Here is a 14,504-nt window from a genome sequence, read left to right as displayed (position 1 = left end):
TGGCAATCGCACCCTGCTCAAGATTTGGTGCGGGCCGCTTTTTCGGCAATCCCGCTCACCCCTTGGCGCCGGGCTAGCTCTGCCAGCACATCGTCCAACGCCACATCCCGTGCCTCAAGCATCACCAGCAGGTGAAACAGCACATCCGCCGCCTCATAGGTCAGCTTTTCCCGGTCGCCTTTCACGGCTTCAATCACCGCTTCAATGGCCTCTTCGCCAAATTTCTCGGCGCATTTCTCCGGGCCTTTGGCCAGAAGTTTCGCGGTCCAGCTGCTGTCGGGATCTGCCTTCGCGCGCTCGGCAATAGTGGCCGCAAGATCGTTTAAAACACTCATGTCAGCCTCATCGGAATACCGGCGTCATGCATATATTGCTTGGCTTCCCCAACGGTGTATTCGCCAAAGTGGAAAATAGACGCCGCCAGCACAGCACTTGCGCCGCCTTTGGTCACACCTTCGACAAGGTGGTCGAGATTGCCCACGCCGCCAGAGGCGATCACCGGCACGTTGACTGCATCGCTGATCGCGCGGGTCAGGGGCAGGTTAAAGCCCGCCTTTGTGCCGTCGCGATCCATCGAGGTCAGCAGAATTTCCCCCGCGCCTTTGGCCACCACCAGCTTGGCAAATTCCACCGCGTCAATTGGGTTGCCGTCCTGATCCAGCGCGGCTTTGCGTCCGCCATGGGTGAAAATCCCCCATTGGTTCGGCACGCCGTTTTCATCATGGCCGATGGTCTTGGCGTCAATGGCGCAGACAATGCACTGGCTGCCAAACTGCGCGGAGGCTTCGGCAATCACATCCGGGTTGGCCACGGCAGCGGAGTTGAAGCTCACCTTGTCCGCCCCCGCGAGCAGCAGACGCCGCACATCGGCCACGGTGCGCACCCCGCCGCCAACCGTCAGTGGCACAAAACACTGCTCGGCACAGCGCTGCACCATGTCGATCATCACACCACGGTTGTCATGGGTGGCATGGATGTCCAGAAAGCAGATTTCGTCGGCGCCCGCAGCATCATAGGCGCGTGCCGCCTCCACTGGATCACCTGCATCACGCAGACCAACAAAGTTCACACCTTTGACCACACGGCCATCAGCAACATCCAAACACGGAATAATGCGGGTTTTCAGCATGGGGGAAGCCCGTTTAAGATTATCTCAGTGGGTAGCTATAGGGAAACGCTTCAACGCGCCAGCCCTACGGATAATTGATTTGTGAGTGGTGGAGTTTGCTATGAAAAGACTTTTTGTGACTTTTGTCGTGGTGCTGGGCCTGACCGGCGCTGCGCAGGCTATGGAGAGACCTTTGAAAAAGATTGCAGCGAACCAACCGGTTCCAGATACGATGGACGCCCTTGAAAGCGCAGTGGTGAACGCAGGCGCACGCGTGTTTGCGCGTGTAAATCATGGTGCGGGCGCCGCAAGCATTGATCAGGAGCTGGCCCCATCCGAGCTCTTGGTCTTTGGCAACCCAAAAATTGGCACCCCGGCCATGCAGGCAGACCCGCGCGCCGGATTGTTCCTGCCGCTCAAAGTGCTGGTCTATCAGGATGCTGACGGTCAAGTCTGGCTGGCCTATGAAGACCCTGCAGAGATGCTGGGCGCTCTCGATATCCCCGCGGATGCTCCGTTTCTGGCGGCCATGACCGGTGCTCTTGGCAAACTCACCAGCGCAGCGGCTGGCAACTAGAAGCAGGTTAGTCTTGCTGGGCGGCGCGTCGGCGCAGATCAACCGCGATCATTCCGATCAGCGCGAGCATCGCAACAAACCCAATCGGCAGGCTCACGATCATCAAAGCCGCTTTGGCATAGGCCGCGTTCAACTGGCTGGCGATGTTTTCGCCCGCCACCCAGCATCCGTTTTCATGCATGGCCATGCCAAAAGCACAGCCATGTTTTTGCGCCGTGGCATGCGCCCAGTAAACCAATCCCGCCGGAACAAGCGACAGAGCCAGGGTCAGGCCCAAAATCGCATAGAGGATCCGACGGCGCAGGCTCATGCTTTCAAAACAGCCAGCGCTTCGGCCAGATCGATTGCCCCGTCATAAAGCGCACGGCCTGAAATCGCCCCGTTTAGCGAAGCGCCACAGTCCTTCAGCGCCTGAAGATCGGCAATCGAGCTCACCCCGCCTGAGGCAATCACCGGGATGGAGACAGCTTTGGCCAATGCGGCAGTCGCCTCCACGTTGGGGCCTTTCATCGCGCCATCGCGCATGATGTCGGTGTAAATGATCGCGGCCACGCCTGCATCCTCAAAGGACTTGGCAAGGTCTGTCACCATCACATCGGTTTCCTCAGCCCAGCCCTTGGTCGCCACTTTGCCATTGCGCGCATCAATGCCCACAGCCACTTTGCCAGGGAATTCCTTGGCCGCTTCGCGCACCAGATCGGGGTTTTCGACGGCAACCGTGCCCAAAATCACCCGGCTCAGACCCTTGTCGATCCAGCGTGCAATGGTGGCCATGTCGCGGATGCCACCGCCCAGCTGCGCGGGCACATTGGTCTGTTTCAGAATTTCTTCCACCGGCGTAGCATTCACTGGCTCGCCCGCAAAAGCCCCGTTCAGATCCACCAGATGCAGCCACTCACAGCCCGCGTTGACAAACTCCATCGCCTGCGCGGCCGGGTTTTCATTGAAGACGGTCTCTTTGTCCATGTCGCCATGCAGAAGGCGCACGGCATTGCCGTCTTTGAGGTCGATGGCGGGGTAGAGGATCATAGTGACGGCCCTGTTTTGTCGCTGTGTCTGTTGGCGCAGGGTGTGGCACGGTCTTGGTCAAATTGCAACGCAGCGGCGTTTTACGGCCACTTAAGGCTGACCCAAAGTCACGGTTGATCGGAATCATCCACTGACGCAGGGTTTTGCGCAAAGCCATGGGAGGACACGATGATGAAAAGAGCTTTGGCCACCGCGCTGACATGTGCGGGCCTGATGTGTGCCGGCGCAACTGCTGCGCTTGCCGATCCGGTCGAGGGCACTTGGAAAACCCAGCCGGGGGACACGGGCGGTTATCTACATGTGAAAATTGCCAGTTGCGGCAGCGCGATCTGCGGCAATATCGACAAAGCCTTTGATGCAAACGGCCAGGTGGTCAGCAATTATGAGCATCAAGGCAAGAAAATGCTCTGGGATATGGGCGCAGATGGCGGCGGGGCCTATTCCGGCGGCAAAATCTGGGCACCAGATGCGGATAAAACCTACAATTCCAAAATGACTCTGAAAGGCAGCACACTCACTGTGAAAGGCTGCGTTGCCGTGATTTGCCGCGGTCAGGATTGGACACGCGTCAACTGATCTGGGTGGTCTCGCAACTTGCATGAGACCACAAAAAAGGCGCGGAGCGATCCGCGCCTTTTCGTTTGGCAGGTGCCGTTTTCCGGGGGGACATGGCACACGCCGGGAGCTTGAATTTTCCCATCTGCCGGGCGCAGGCTCAAACCTCGCCAGTGTATTCGCCACGCGCTGGATAGTTGTTGGCAATGGCAAAATCCAATGCACCAACCAGTTCAGAGAAATGCGGCCGCACAAACGGCATGGTCTGCACAGAACCGTAGTACAGCGACTGCTCCGGGCTCACCATGAACAGGCCGGGTTCAGAGAACAGCGCAGGCTCTTCGATGCCAATGGAGGTCTTGCCACGTGAGGTAGAGATATAGAGCCCCCACTCCTTGGCAACAGACAAAGGCAGATCATAGGCAAAGCGCAGGCCCTTTGCGTCGATCTTTTTGACCATCTCTGCCGCGCGGTCTTCCCCGTCGCTGCTGACCGCCACACAGCTCACACCGCGCTCAGCAAAAGCATCCACCAGCTTTTCCAGCTCGGTCAGGTAGTTGGCGCAGATCGGGCAGTGCAGACCGCGGTAAAAACACACAACGGTGCCGCGTTCAGAGCCCTCTTTGGACAGATCAAAAGTGCCACCACCCACAAGTGGCAGAGTCAGGTTCGGGGTCTTCTGGCGGGGAATCAGCATAGGTTGCTCCTGTTCTATATTGCGTTGACTTGCCTTTTGTCAGGGTTCTCTGCACAATAATTCCGAATTGTCGTGCATGAAATCCGAAATTGAGAGCGCAGAGACAGATGGATCGATTGACCACATTGGTGGAGAAATTCCACCTTAGCGTAAGCCACGCACCTTTGGAGTGGGCAAATCTTATTGCTTTTGGGGACGCTGACGGCGCGCCATCGGAGGTGGTGTTTTTGCCCCGGGGGCGGTGGGAGGCCGCGATGGATGCTCCTGCGCTCTTTACGGCAGAGGTTGATTGGATGGGTTTGTCCAATCCGCTGTTGGCATCGTTGCCGGATGAGGTGCGCTACAATCTGCGCGACGAAGGCGACAGCCGCGCCTTGGTGCGTTTGATGGCCGAAGAAACCGCAGGCAACCGTTGTGGCGCGCAATCGGTGGTCAACCGTCTGGGGGAGGCGCTGATGGTGCGCCTGTTGCGCGATCAGATCAGTCAGGGCACCGCAGAGGTGGGCCTGCTCGCAGGGCTGGCAGATCCGCGCCTGTCCCGCGCCATCGTGGCCATGCACGATCAACCCGGCCATCTCTGGAGCAACGGGGATCTTGCGGCGCAGGCCGGTCTGTCACTGTCTCGCTTTTCAGAGCTGTTTGCCGCCACGGTTGGAGAAACCCCCATGGGGTACTTGCGACGCTGGCGTCTGATTTTGGCGCATCAGGATATTCTGCGCGGCGACCGGGTGGAGGCGGTGGCGCATCGCTACGCCTATGCCAGTCCCGAAAGCTTCACCCGCGCTTTTCGCAAGGCGCATGGCGCTGCCCCCTCAAGCCTGCGCGCGGCATAAGGCGCGCACTGGAAAAGCGCTTCTCATTCTTTCAATATCCCGGGGTGAATTGGCCCAAGGGGCCAAGAGGGGCTGGCCCCTGGTGCGCAGTTGATCCCCTGAGCCTTGTGACGTTTACATTTCTTGAACCTTACGGCGCCCACTTAAGGAAGTTGCCAATCATCCGCAGTCCGATGTCCTGACTTTTCTCCGGGTGGAACTGCATGCCCACCATGGTGTCCCGCCCAATGATCGCGGTCACGTCTCCGCCATAGTCCACATGCGCCAGACGTTCTTCCGCCTTGGTCACATGGAACTGGTAGGAGTGCACAAAATAAGTGTGATCGCCGCTCTTGATCCCGTCAAGCAGCGCATGGGGGTGGTCAATCACCAGATTGTTCCAGCCCATATGCGGCACTTTCAGGGTGCTGTCTTCTGGCGTGATGCGTTTCACATCACCCTCGATCCAGCCCAGCCCTTCGGTCAGCTCATACTCATGGCCCCGGCTGGCCATGAGTTGCATACCAACGCAGATGCCCAGAAACGGACGGCCCTTGGCTTCGACCGCTTCCACCATGGCGTCATAAATGCCCTTATGGCCGCGCAGCTCTGCCGCACAGGCGGGAAAGGCCCCGTCGCCGGGCAGCACCAGACGGTCTGCCTTGGCCACCACCTCGGCGTCAGAGGTCACCACAACCTCGCCGCCGTCTACTTCCGTCGCCATGCGCTGAAAGGCTTTCTCGGCAGAATGTAGGTTGCCGGATTCATAGTCGATGATCGCTGTCAGCATAAGCGGATCCTCTGAAAGTCTTGACTGGTCGTAACTGTAGGGTGCGCTCTCAGAGCGCCCCTTTGGTCGAAGGGATCGCATCCGCCTTGCGCGGATCGACTTCCACCGCTTCGCGCAGCGCACGCGCCACCGCTTTGAAGGCGGCTTCGGCGATATGGTGGCTGTTGAACCCGTGGATCTGATCCACATGCAGGGTGATGCCGCCATGGGTCGCAAATCCTTGGAAGAACTCGCGCACCAGCTCTGTGTCAAAGGTGCCGATCTTCTGGGTTGGCATCTCAAGGTTCCAGATCAGGAAGGGGCGGGCAGACAGATCCAGCGAGGCCCGCACCTGCGCATCATCCATCGGCAGGTGGCAGGTGGCATAACGGCGGATGCCTTTCTTGTCGCCCAACGCCTGCGTCAGCGCCTGACCCAGCGAAATGCCCACATCCTCCACCGTGTGGTGGTCATCAATGTGATAGTCGCCCTCTGCACGGATCGTCATGTCAATCAGGCTGTGGCGCGACAGCTGGTCCAGCATATGGTCAAAAAACCCCACGCCGGTCTTGTTGTCATAGTGGCCGGTGCCATCCAGATTGATGTCCACGGTGATGTTGGTTTCCGCGGTGGCGCGGGTCACGCTTGCCTTGCGCATGGGGACGTCCTTTGATCAGTCTTGCCGCGCTCTTATAGGGGCGGGCAGGGGGCAGGCCAAGAGGGCGGATTTTCAGATTGTGAGCCGGGTGGCATTTGTGCCAGTTTGAGGCCAAACCAAATGAGGGCCTTCATGACCACCTGCGTCTTTATCCAGATCCGCTGCAAACCCGGCACCACCTACCGCGTCGCCGAAGACATTGCGCTGAAGGAAATCCATTCCGAGCTGCACTCCACCAGCGGCGACTATGACCTTCTGATGAAGCTCTACATTCCCGAAGGCGAAGACGTGGGCAAATTCATCAACAGCCACATGCTCGACATCCCCAACATTGAGCGCACGCTGACAACGCTGACGTTCAAGGCGTTCTAACGCCTTCGGCAACACGGGCGGCTAAACCTGCCGCCCCGCAATCCACGTTGCTGCAATCGCGCGATCATCACCCATCATGATGGTGGGAAACAGCGCCTCCCAAAGATCTTCCGCCCGTGCGGCCCGTTGCGCGATCTCCGGCGTGCTGGCGAGATCCAGCACCACAAGATCCGCCTCCATGTCCGCAGCCAAGTTGCCGATCTGATCGGCCATATGCAGCGTCTGCGCAGAGCCCTGCGTGGCCAGCCACATCAACTCTGCCGCATGCAGCGGGTGATGACGCAGCTGCGCCACCTCATAGGCCGTCGCCATGGTGCGCAGCATCGAAAAGCTCGACCCACCCCCGGTATCTGTCGCAAGGCCAATCCGCTGCCCTTCCGCCATCAGCCCAGCCATGTCAAACAGCCCAGACCCGATAAAGGTGTTAGAGGTGGGGCAGTGGATCAACCCAGCCCCCACCTCGCGCAGCCGGTCTTTCTCACGCGGTTCCAGATGGATCGCATGGCCATAGAGCCCCCGCGCGCCCAAGAGGCCAAACTGCTCATAGGTATCAAGATAATCCCGCGCCTCAGGAAACAGCTCGCGCACCCAGGCGATCTCATCGGTCTGCTCGCTCAGATGGGTCTGCATCAGGCAATCCGGATGGTCTGCCCACAGCGCGCCAAGCGCCTCCAGCTGCGCGGGTGTCGAGGTCGGCGAAAATCGCGGCGTGATCGCATAGGTGATCCGGTCCACGTCGTGCCATGCCTCAATCAGGGCCTTGCTGTCGTCATAGGCGCTTTGCGGCGTGTCGCTCAGCCCATCAGGCGCATTGCGATCCATACAGGTCTTGCCCGCCACAACCCGCTGCCCCCGGCGCTGGGCTTCGCTGAAAAACGCCTCCACTGATTCCGGATGGATGGTGCCGTAACTCGCCATGGTGGTGACGCCATGCCGGGCGGTCAGATCCAGATAGGTCTTGGCGATCTCATCCGCATAGGCCCGCTCGCCAAACCGCATTTCTTCGGGAAAGGTATAGCTGTTCAGCCAGTCAATCAGCCGCTTGCCCCAACTCGCGATGATGCCGGTCTGCGGGTAATGCACATGCGCATCCACAAACCCGGCACAAATCAGCTTGTCGCCATAATCCACCACCTGCGCGTCCGGATGCGCGGCCTTCAACGTGGCCCCATCTTCCACCGCAACAATTTTGCCATCCGACATCAAAACCCCACCGTGGGTCAGATGGCGCACCGCGCTTTCAAGCGGGGCCTCAAACGGGCTTTTCAAAAAAGACAGGGTTTGACCAAGCAGCAAAACAGATGGGGGCATCAAGGCAGGCTCCGCAGGTTTCAGGGCGCAGTTGTCACGCAAAGCGCAAAGCCTGCGCGCAGCAGGCCTTTTTTGAGCGCAAATCCGTCGCATCCCATTGAGTTTCCTCTCTGCTTTAACCTATGGTCCGGGCCAAGTCCAAGCCTTGCCAAGCAGGCAAGCATGTCAGAGCAAACGCCCCAGAGCAGCCGGTCTTGCTGGCGGCTTCCCAGCGGCAGAACGAGAGAGCAGGTGTCATGACCCAAGCCATCGATCAGACCGCAGACATCATCGCTGACGCTGAGGAGCAGGACGATTACGCCCTGAACCCAAAACTGGCCGCAGGCGTGCTTTATGCGATTGAAGCCGGGGATCGCGACACACTGCTTGAACTCATGGCCCCGCTGCATGCTGCGGACATCGCCGACCTTCTGGAACAGATCAACGCCTTTGATCGCCGCCGCCTTGTGCAGCTTTATGGCGCGGAATTTGACGGCGAAATCCTCTCAGAACTGGATGAGGGCCTGCGCGAAGAGGTGATGAACATCCTGCGCCCGGATGTTCTGGCAGAAGCGGTGCGCGAGCTGGAAAGCGACGACATCGTTGATCTGGTCGAAGATCTCGATGAGCCGCAGCAGGAAGCCATTCTGGATCAGCTTGAGGATGCCGACCGTGTCGCGGTGGAGCAGGCGCTGAGCTATCCGGAAAACACCGCTGGTCGTCTGATGCAGCGCGAAACGGTGTTTGCGCCAGAGCATTGGACAGTGGGCGAAGCCATCGACTTTCTGCGCAACGCCGAGGAACTGCCAGAACAGTTTTACCACGTGATCCTTGTGGATCCGCGCATGAAACCTGTGGGCAATGTCACCCTTGGCAAGCTCATGTCATCACGCCGCGAATTGCCGATGGCCACTTTGGTCGAAGAGGTGTTTCAGATCATCCCCGTCACGCAGGACGAAGAGGATGTGGCCTATGCCTTCAACCAGTACCACTTGATCTCTGCTCCGGTGGTGGATGAGGATGAGCGTCTGGTCGGCGTGATCACCATTGATGACGCCATGGCGGTACTTGATGAGGAGCACGAAGAGGACATTCTGCGCCTCGCCGGTGTGAGTGATGAGGCCAGCCTTTCAGACACGATTTTCAGCGCCGCCAAGGGCCGCGCCACTTGGCTGTTTGTAAACCTGCTGACCGCCATTCTGGCCTCCGGTGTGATCAATCTCTTTGCCGACACGGTGGATCAAATGGTGGCGCTTGCGGTTCTGATGCCCATTGTCGCTTCCATGGGCGGCAACGCCGGCACCCAAACCATGACAGTCACGGTGCGCGCGCTCGCCACCAAAGACCTCACCGCGCAGAACGCTATGCGCGTGATCCGGCGCGAGCTGTCGGTGGGGGCGCTCAATGGTGCACTCTTCGGCTTTATCATGGCGCTGGTGGCAGGCGCCTGGTTTGGCGTACCGATGCTGGCTGTGGTGATTGGTGTGGCGATGCTGCTCACTCAAATCGCTGCTGCGCTGGGCGGCATCCTTATTCCCATGGCGCTGGATCGCATGCACATCGACCCCGCGCTGGCCTCTGGCCCGTTTGTCACCACGGTGACCGATGTTGTGGGCTTCTTCCTCTTCCTCGGCCTCGCGGCCCAGGTTCTTTTGTGAGCGACTGACCATGAGCACAGAGATGACGTTGAACGAACAGAAAGCCGCCGCCCGCAAAGCGGCCTTTGCGCGCCGCAAGGCGGCCTTTGCCATGGCAGGCCCCGGTCAGGCGGGCCATTTATCAGAGGTGCTGGCAGGCTATCGTGGGGTGCCGATTGCGGGCTATATGCCCATCCGCACCGAAATTTCGCCCCTCGCTGCAATGGCTGAGGCCGCCGCCTATGGGCCTGTTGGCGTGCCCGTCATTCAGGGCGAGGCCATGCCGCTCAAATTTTCCCGCTGGGAGCCAGAGGGCGCGCTGCGTGATGGCCCTTTTGGCGCAAAAGTGCCTGAAGTGGATGACTTTTTTGAGCCAGAGATCGTGATCGTGCCACTGGTGGGCTTTGATCTCAAAGGCGGGCGTCTGGGCTATGGCGGTGGCTTTTACGACCGCACGCTGGAGCTTCTGCGCAGCCATCGGGCCACGCTGGCAATCGGTTTTGCGTTTGAAGAACAGATGGCCGAGGCCCTGCCGCTGGAAGCCACCGATCAGCCTCTGGATATGATGATCACCCAAAACCGGGTGATCGAATTTTCATAAACATGCCTGCCCCGTCAGAGGAGGGGGCGGCGCTCAGGTTGCGTTGACGCGGAAATACTCCCAGGCATCGACCTCAGTGCCGTTTGGCTGAATGCAATAGCCCACGGCATTGCCCGCCGCATCCTGACGCACCTCATATTGGTTGCCCTGATCAACACAGAAGGTTGCTGCCGGATTGGCGAGGTTGGTCGCATCATTTGGATAGGGTTCGACACATGCCGCGAGGGTCAGAGTGCCAGCAGCGGCGGTCAGGGCAAGAACGGCTTTCATAATTCACCTGTTTGTTAAAATCTCTCTTGCAACGATAACGCGACCACGCGCGCGCGCAACCTCCTTCTAATGTGCACATCTGCACAGCAAGGCACCGTCTGCGCTGCGTCACTCTGACAAATCGCTCCCATCAGACTTGCCATCCGCGCCCCCGCCGCCTAGGACCATCCCCCATGAAAATGCTCTTTCTCGGTGATGTGATGGGTCGCGCCGGACGCGCGGCTGTGGTGGAACGCCTTCCCAAACTGCGGGAAGACTGGCGGCTCGATTTTGTCGTGGTGAACGGCGAAAACGCCTCCAACGGCATGGGGCTTTCTGGTGCCCATGCCAAAGCGCTGCTTGATGCCGGTGCCGACTGCCTCACGCTGGGCGATCACGCCTTTGATCAGAAAGAGATGATGCAGTTCATCCAGTCGGAACCGCGCATCATCCGCCCGCTCAACATCGCACGCGGCGATGTGCCGGGCAAAGGCTTCCGGGTGTTTGACGCGCGCGGCGGGCGCAAGGTGCTGGTCACGCAGGCGCTGGGGCAGGTCTTTATGAAACAGCCCTACGCCGATCCGTTCTCCGCCATCGATCAGGTGCTGCGCGCCCATCCGCGCGGCGGCATGGTGCAGGCCGCCATCGTCGACATACACTGCGAGGCCACCTCGGAGAAAATGGGCATGGGGCATTTCTGCGACGGCCGGGTCAGCCTTGTTGTCGGCACCCACACCCATGTGCCCACCGCCGACACCCAGATCCTGCCCAAAGGCACCGCCTTTCAGGCCGATGCCGGCATGTGTGGTGACTACAATTCCGTCATTGGCATGGAGAAAGAAGAGCCCATGCGCCGCTTTGTCACTGGCATGCCAAAGGCACGCTTCACCCCGGCGCTGGGGGAGGCGACGCTCTCCGGCGTCTATGTGGAAACCGATGACCGCACCGGCGCCGCCACCCGCATCGAGATGGTGCGTCAGGGCGGCAGGCTCAGCCAGTCCGGCCCCAGCTGACGCAGCGGTTTTTGCATGACGCCCCTGCATTTCACCGCAATCCTGCTGGCTGTCGGCACCGGCTGGGGGCTCACACAACCTCTGACAAAAATCGCGGTTTCTGAAGGCTATCAACCGCTTGGCCTGATTTTCTGGCAACTCTTAATTGGCGCGCTGGTTCTGTTCCTGCTGCGGCTCTGCACCGGTAAGTCAATCGCGTTGCCACGCGACAAGCTGTGGTTCTTTCTTCTGATCGCCGCGCTTGGCACGCTCATTCCCAACAGCTTTTCCTACCGTGCCGCCGCGGAATTGCCCTCTGGCGTGATGTCCATTGTGATTTCTCTGGTGCCGATTGTCGCTTTCCCAATGGCGCTGCTCTTTCGGGTGGATCGCTTCGGCTGGGGCCGTCTGGCCGGGCTGATCGCAGGGCTTGGCGGCGTGGTGATCCTGTCCGAACCCGAAGCTCTGCCGGATCCGGCGATGGCGCTCTGGCTGCCCATCGCGGTCATCGCGCCCATTTGCTACGCGTTGGAAGGCAACGTCGTGTCCAAATGGGGCATGCACGGGCTTGGCGCAGGGCAGGTGCTATATGGGGCCTGTGTCATCGGCGCTGTACTGGCACTGCCGCTTGCGCTGGCGACAGATCAGTTCATTGATCCGCGCACCCACTGGAACGCACCAGAGTTTGCGCTGGTGCTCGGCTCGCTGATCCATGTCTGTGTCTACACCACCTATGTCTGGCTCGTGTCGCGCGCCGGGGCGGTTTTTGCCGCACAGGTCGCCTATGTGGTGACAGGCACAGGCGTGCTCTGGGCGATGATCCTGCTGTCTGAACGCTATTCGCTCTGGGTCTGGGCAGCTCTGGCTCTGATCCTGCTTGGCATGACACTTGTGCGTCCCCGCACCCAACAGACAGATTGAACGCAGCAGACCGACCTGCTGCCCGCCAGTTCATCGGCAACCGCCTGCAATGCCGCCGAATCTCCATGGCGGACAAAGAGGCCCCGTTGCCTTGCGCGCACCCGGATCTGCCTTCCTCTTGCCCAAAATATCCCGGGGGTGTGGGGGCTGGCCCCCAAGATGGCGCAATTGCCAGTGTCCGAGCGCGAAAATCGCTTGTCCGACCTTGGCGCCATGGTAAAACTTGTCCGCTGACAAGGGCAGGACACATATGGATCTTTTCGCGTTTTCTCAAACCACCCAGGCGGTGCTCGCACTGCTGACCGTGGCGGGCATGTTTGTGCTGTTTTTGAAAGAGGTCTACCCCACCGAAGTGGTGGCCATTGGCGGTGTTGCGGTGCTGCTGTTTCTGGGGGTGCTGCCCTATGACGCGGCCCTCAATGTGCTCTCCAATCCCGCGCCCTGGACCATTGCCGCCATGTTCATTGTGATGGGCGCCTTGGTGCGCACCGGCGCGCTCTCTACCTTCACGCAGCTCGCAGATGGGCAGGCCAAAAAGAACCCCGCGCTGGCCATCATCATGCTGCTTGCCTTTGTGATTGTCGCCTCGGCCTTTGTCTCCAACACACCGGTTGTTGTGGTGATGATCCCCGTGTTCACACAGCTGGCACGCACTCTGGGAACTTCGGCCTCTAAGCTTTTGATACCACTCAGCTATGCTGCGATTATGGGCGGCACACTCACGCTGATTGGCACCTCAACCAACCTTCTGGTGGATGGGGTTGCCCGCGATCAGGGGCTCGCGCCATTCTCGATTTTTGAGGTCACACCGCTGGGCCTGATCATTGTCGCCTGGGGCATGCTTTACCTCTACCTGATAGGCCGCCGCCTGCTGCCCGATCGCGCCAGCATGGCAGACCTGCTGTCCAACCGCAGCCAGATGAAATTTTTCACCGAAGCGGTGATCCCCCCAGAAAGCAACCTTGTCGGGCGCGAAGTCACCGGTGTTCAGCTTTTCAAACGCGATGGCGTGCGCCTGATTGACGTGATCCGGGGCGACACCTCGCTGCGCCGCAATTTGAAAGAGGTGACGCTGCAGGTGGGCGACCGCGTGGTGCTGCGCACCAAGATGACCGAACTGCTCAGCCTGCAACGCAACAAATCACTCAAACGGCTGGATCAGGTGGGTGCGGTGGAAACCACCACGGTAGAGGCCCTGATCACGCCGGGCTGTCGTATGGTGGGCCGCCGCCTTGGCTCCCTGCGTCTGCGCCGCCGTTATGGCGTCTACCCGCTCGCCGTTCACCGTCGCAACCAGAACATCGGCCAGCAACTCGACCAACTGGTGGTACGTGTGGGGGACACGCTCCTGCTCGAAGGCGCGCCCGAAGACATTCAGCGCCTGTCTGCGGACATGGATATGGTGGATGTCTCCCAACCTTCAGAGCGTGAGTACCGCCGTGGTCACGCCCCCATTGCGCTTGGGGCGATGGCGGGCATTGTGATCCTCGCAGGGCTTGGCGTGGCCCCCATCCTGCTGCTCTCTCTGCTTGCGGTGGCGGTGGTGCTTTTGACCCGCTGTATTGACGCCGACGAAGCGTTCTCCTTCGTGGATGGGCGATTGCTGTCGCTGATCTTTGCCATGCTCGCCATTGGGGCGGCGCTGTCTTCGTCGGGAGCGGTGTCTCTGATCGTCACAGCTCTGGCCCCTGCGCTAGAAAACCTGCCACCTTTCCTGTTGGTCTGGGCAATCTATTTGCTGACCTCTGTGCTGACAGAGCTTGTCTCCAACAATGCGGTTGCAGTGGTTGTCACACCCATCGCGGTGGGCTTGGCGCAGGCCATTGGCGTCGATCCACGTCCGCTGGTGGTGGCGGTGATGATTGCGGCCTCGGCAAGTTTTGCCACGCCCATCGGTTATCAGACCAACATGCTGGTGTTTGGCCCTGGGGGGTACAAGTTCACCGATTTCATGCGTGTCGGCATTCCGCTGAACCTGTCGATTGGACTTCTGGCCTCGCTGCTGATCCCGTTCTTCTGGCCGCTCTGAGCGCCGCCCGCTATTCCGGCGGGCTGTTGCGCAAACAGGGCAGGCGACGTGCGCTTTGTTCACCTCTCCTTGCGCGTGTGTGACACCTATTAACACCGCCGCAATACCGACGCGAAACAGACGCAATACCGAAGAGGGTTTTTGCCATCTGAACTGGCTTAACCTTCCTTAATTGAAAAAGCGCGCCTTCAGCGAAGGCGCGCTTTGA

At 59.8% G+C, this 14,504-nt stretch carries 18 protein-coding genes; 9 read left to right on the top strand and 9 right to left on the bottom strand.

The window, feature by feature from the left end; all coding sequences use genetic code 11:
* Positions 1-17: 17 nt before the first annotated feature.
* Both J7413_RS03030 and hisF read right to left on the bottom strand, forming a co-directional pair.
* Positions 18-335 carry a phosphoribosyl-ATP diphosphatase gene (locus J7413_RS03030; RefSeq protein ID WP_209096261.1) on the bottom strand — a complete coding sequence of 106 codons (318 nt, stop codon included), beginning with the start codon at positions 333-335 and terminating at the stop codon, positions 18-20.
* Positions 332-1,129, bottom strand: a complete 798-nt coding sequence (gene hisF, locus J7413_RS03025) for an imidazole glycerol phosphate synthase subunit HisF (protein WP_209096253.1) — start codon at positions 1,127-1,129, stop codon at positions 332-334. The genes J7413_RS03030 and hisF overlap by 4 nt, the downstream gene beginning before the upstream one ends.
* Before the next feature lie 160 nt (positions 1,130-1,289).
* Between hisF and J7413_RS03020 the strand changes: the two genes are divergently transcribed.
* Positions 1,290-1,685 (top strand): DUF302 domain-containing protein, encoded by a 396-nt coding sequence (locus J7413_RS03020; protein WP_209096737.1) that lies wholly within the window; start codon positions 1,290-1,292, stop codon positions 1,683-1,685.
* A 7-nt stretch (positions 1,686-1,692) separates the two neighbouring features.
* Here the strand turns inward: J7413_RS03020 and J7413_RS03015 are convergent, their stop codons facing one another.
* Entirely contained in the window at positions 1,693-1,995 is a 303-nt protein-coding gene (locus J7413_RS03015; RefSeq protein ID WP_209096251.1) for a hypothetical protein, read from the bottom strand.
* On the bottom strand, positions 1,992-2,714 hold the full coding sequence (gene hisA / locus J7413_RS03010) for a 1-(5-phosphoribosyl)-5-[(5-phosphoribosylamino)methylideneamino]imidazole-4-carboxamide isomerase (protein ID WP_209096249.1): 723 nt from the start codon (positions 2,712-2,714) through the stop codon (positions 1,992-1,994). Before hisA ends, J7413_RS03015 begins: the two co-directional genes overlap by 4 nt.
* Before the next feature lie 171 nt (positions 2,715-2,885).
* Between hisA and J7413_RS03005 the strand changes: the two genes are divergently transcribed.
* Positions 2,886-3,290, top strand: a complete 405-nt coding sequence (locus J7413_RS03005; RefSeq protein ID WP_209096736.1) for a DUF2147 domain-containing protein — start codon at positions 2,886-2,888, stop codon at positions 3,288-3,290.
* Between the two features lie 139 nt (positions 3,291-3,429).
* Here J7413_RS03005 and J7413_RS03000 read toward each other — a convergent pair whose 3' ends face one another.
* A complete protein-coding gene (locus tag J7413_RS03000) occupies positions 3,430-3,966 on the bottom strand; it encodes a peroxiredoxin-like family protein (protein WP_209096247.1) in 537 nt (178 codons plus the stop codon).
* A gap of 107 nt (positions 3,967-4,073) precedes the next feature.
* Between J7413_RS03000 and J7413_RS02995 the strand changes: the two genes are divergently transcribed.
* The gene (locus J7413_RS02995; RefSeq protein ID WP_209096245.1) at positions 4,074-4,799 is read left to right on the top strand and encodes an AraC family transcriptional regulator; all 726 of its coding nucleotides are present in this window, start codon (positions 4,074-4,076) and stop codon (positions 4,797-4,799) included.
* Positions 4,800-4,929: 130 nt separating this feature from the next.
* Here J7413_RS02995 and hisH read toward each other — a convergent pair whose 3' ends face one another.
* Both hisH and hisB read right to left on the bottom strand, forming a co-directional pair.
* Entirely contained in the window at positions 4,930-5,568 is a 639-nt protein-coding gene (hisH, locus tag J7413_RS02990; protein WP_209096243.1) for an imidazole glycerol phosphate synthase subunit HisH, read from the bottom strand.
* Positions 5,569-5,617: 49 nt separating this feature from the next.
* Positions 5,618-6,205, bottom strand: coding sequence for an imidazoleglycerol-phosphate dehydratase HisB (hisB, locus tag J7413_RS02985; protein ID WP_209096242.1), 588 nt, complete (start codon positions 6,203-6,205; stop codon positions 5,618-5,620).
* A gap of 132 nt (positions 6,206-6,337) precedes the next feature.
* Here hisB and J7413_RS02980 point away from each other — a divergent pair, with 132 nt between their 5' ends.
* On the top strand, positions 6,338-6,577 hold the full coding sequence (locus J7413_RS02980; protein WP_209096240.1) for an Lrp/AsnC ligand binding domain-containing protein: 240 nt from the start codon (positions 6,338-6,340) through the stop codon (positions 6,575-6,577).
* A 21-nt stretch (positions 6,578-6,598) separates the two neighbouring features.
* Here J7413_RS02980 and guaD read toward each other — a convergent pair whose 3' ends face one another.
* Positions 6,599-7,888: a guanine deaminase gene (gene guaD / locus J7413_RS02975; RefSeq protein WP_209096238.1), complete on the bottom strand. Its 1,290-nt coding sequence runs from the start codon at positions 7,886-7,888 to the stop codon at positions 6,599-6,601.
* Between the two features lie 236 nt (positions 7,889-8,124).
* Between guaD and mgtE the strand changes: the two genes are divergently transcribed.
* Positions 8,125-9,525: a magnesium transporter gene (gene mgtE / locus J7413_RS02970; RefSeq protein WP_209096236.1), complete on the top strand. Its 1,401-nt coding sequence runs from the start codon at positions 8,125-8,127 to the stop codon at positions 9,523-9,525.
* A gap of 10 nt (positions 9,526-9,535) precedes the next feature.
* On the top strand, positions 9,536-10,105 hold the full coding sequence (locus J7413_RS02965; protein WP_247743293.1) for a 5-formyltetrahydrofolate cyclo-ligase: 570 nt from the start codon (positions 9,536-9,538) through the stop codon (positions 10,103-10,105).
* A 33-nt stretch (positions 10,106-10,138) separates the two neighbouring features.
* Here the strand turns inward: J7413_RS02965 and J7413_RS02960 are convergent, their stop codons facing one another.
* Positions 10,139-10,375, bottom strand: a complete 237-nt coding sequence (locus J7413_RS02960) for a DUF333 domain-containing protein (RefSeq protein WP_209096234.1) — start codon at positions 10,373-10,375, stop codon at positions 10,139-10,141.
* Between the two features lie 173 nt (positions 10,376-10,548).
* Here J7413_RS02960 and J7413_RS02955 point away from each other — a divergent pair, with 173 nt between their 5' ends.
* The 3 genes from J7413_RS02955 (at position 10,549) to J7413_RS02945 (ending at position 14,296) form a co-directional block, all read left to right on the top strand.
* Positions 10,549-11,367: a TIGR00282 family metallophosphoesterase gene (locus J7413_RS02955; protein ID WP_209096232.1), complete on the top strand. Its 819-nt coding sequence runs from the start codon at positions 10,549-10,551 to the stop codon at positions 11,365-11,367.
* A gap of 15 nt (positions 11,368-11,382) precedes the next feature.
* Positions 11,383-12,267, top strand: coding sequence for a DMT family transporter (locus J7413_RS02950; RefSeq protein WP_209096229.1), 885 nt, complete (start codon positions 11,383-11,385; stop codon positions 12,265-12,267).
* Positions 12,268-12,517: 250 nt separating this feature from the next.
* Positions 12,518-14,296 (top strand): SLC13 family permease, encoded by a 1,779-nt coding sequence (locus tag J7413_RS02945; RefSeq protein ID WP_209096227.1) that lies wholly within the window; start codon positions 12,518-12,520, stop codon positions 14,294-14,296.
* Positions 14,297-14,504: the final 208 nt, after the last annotated feature.

This window comes from Shimia sp. R10_1, from assembly GCF_017744095.1.
Classification (GTDB): Bacteria; Pseudomonadota; Alphaproteobacteria; order Rhodobacterales; family Rhodobacteraceae; genus Shimia.
The sequence above is the reverse complement of the archived record's forward strand: the minus strand, read 5'-3'. Positions and strand labels throughout refer to the sequence as shown.